Origin of the sequence: Rickettsia sp. TH2014 (genome assembly GCF_019249195.1) — a bacterium.
Taxonomy (GTDB): Bacteria; Pseudomonadota; Alphaproteobacteria; order Rickettsiales; family Rickettsiaceae; genus Rickettsia; species Rickettsia felis.
The window spans coordinates 1-1,693 of the sequence record NZ_MXAX01000099.1 but is presented as its reverse complement, the minus strand read 5'-3'; the positions used below and the strand labels follow the sequence as shown (position 1 = coordinate 1,693).

Below are 1,693 nucleotides of genomic sequence, written 5' to 3'. Positions count from 1 at the left end.
CTTTAAACTTCTGTTATATTCTTTCCAGTTGCAAACTTTTTGTAGCTTTGACATACACACTTGTGGTTAAGTTTTTTGTCAATTTACTACTTTTCTTAGTTCGCAGCTACTTTTTTTTATATCTACGCAACAAGGTCTTGCAGGAATGACGTTGATTGTACTAATTAAAAATATCAAAAATCATGAGTATAACACCTGATTATTTAATTGAAAGAAGACAAATAAAATCTCGTTTGTTAATTTGGAAACTAGCAGCTATTATTTTAATTGCTATCGTATTCTTACTAGTCGGTAAAGATTTTGCTCCAAAAGAGGTTTTACCTATTAATAGTAATGAAGATTATATAGCTTCCGTATTAATAGATGAAATAATCCTTGAAGACGAAAAGCGTGACAAAAAGCTCAAAAAAATAATCGATGATTCTCATATTAAAGCGTTAATAGTTAACGTAAATTCTCCCGGCGGCACGGTAGTCGGCTCTGAAAAAATTTATAATATCTTACGCAAAATATCCGAAAAAAAGCCGGTAGTAATCGTTATGGGAACAATGGCTGCAAGTGGCGGTTATTTAATCTCTCTCGGAGGCGATTATATTATTAGCCATAATGGAACTATTACAGGTTCAATCGGTGTAATACTACAAACAGCCGAGGTAACGGAGCTTGCTCAAAAATTGGGGATTAAGTTCAATAATTTTAAATCGGGTGAATTAAAAGCTGTCCCAAATCCTACCGAAAAACTGACGGAAGCAGTGCGGGTAGCCATTATGGAAAATATAGAAGATACTTATAATTTTTTCCTTGAACTTGTTTCAGAGAGACGCAATCTTCCTATAGAAGAAGTAAAAAAGCTCGCAGACGGGCGAGTATATTCAGGTCGTCAGGCTTTAAAGTTAAAGCTTGTGGATGCTATAGGCTCGGAAGATACTGCATTAAAATGGTTACAGGAAGTTAAGAAAATTAATGCTAATCTACTAGTTAAAGATTATCAATTAAAACCAAAACCAAAATTAATCGACGTAATACTTGAAGATTTTGATAGTATAGCACCTAGCTTTTTTAAAAATAGTTTTAATGGAATCAAAGCGATTTTTTAATAATGGTTACTAAGAATTATTTAATAGATAAAGTACATGATAAGCTGAATTATCTTTCCAAAGAAGATGTTAAAGATTCAGTAGATTTAATCTTAGATTATTTAAGTCGGTCTCTCAAAAAACAAGAGCGTACCGAAATTAGAAATTTTGGTAACTTCTCCATCCGCAAACGCAAATTCCCCGAAAGCGAAAAATTCTATAATATTGTTTATTACAGAATGCCTAAAAATTTATTTAAGGAGTGAGTTATGGAATGGTCTAAATATAGTGTTATAGAGAAGTGGAAAATAATAAAAAGCATGGCATTACATAATAATATTTTTTCCATGGCTCTTCATATTGAAGATTTAGAACTCTTCAAAAAAATATTATCGATAGACGGAAACTGGTTATTCAAGCACTTAATATAGACTCTCTCATGTATCACGATATTATAGGTAATGGGAAATATGATTCTTTTTTTGAAGCATTATATAATTACTTAAATGATAGTAAACCAGCACTCATGCCTTTAGTATCTAATAAGAAAGAATATTATCCTATTTTTGAAGAAGTATGTATTGAATCTTTGGTCGTGCCTCCGTATTGCAGTTTAG

3 protein-coding genes are annotated in these 1,693 nt (G+C 31.7%); all 3 read left to right on the top strand.

Features of this window, described 5'->3' with window-relative positions; genetic code table 11:
- The first annotated feature begins 182 nt into the window (after positions 1–182).
- From sppA to KYQ89_RS07625, 3 genes are read left to right on the top strand one after another with little or no spacing between them, the layout of a single operon-like run.
- A complete protein-coding gene (gene sppA / locus KYQ89_RS01780; RefSeq protein WP_218460145.1) occupies positions 183–1,097 on the top strand; it encodes a signal peptide peptidase SppA in 915 nt (304 codons plus the stop codon).
- A gap of 2 nt (positions 1,098–1,099) precedes the next feature.
- Positions 1,100–1,342 carry an HU family DNA-binding protein gene (locus KYQ89_RS01775; RefSeq protein WP_218460144.1) on the top strand — a complete coding sequence of 81 codons (243 nt, stop codon included), beginning with the start codon at positions 1,100–1,102 and terminating at the stop codon, positions 1,340–1,342.
- A 3-nt stretch (positions 1,343–1,345) separates the two neighbouring features.
- The gene (locus tag KYQ89_RS07625; RefSeq protein WP_256621189.1) at positions 1,346–1,507 is read left to right on the top strand and encodes a hypothetical protein; all 162 of its coding nucleotides are present in this window, start codon (positions 1,346–1,348) and stop codon (positions 1,505–1,507) included.
- Positions 1,508–1,693 lie beyond the last annotated feature (186 nt).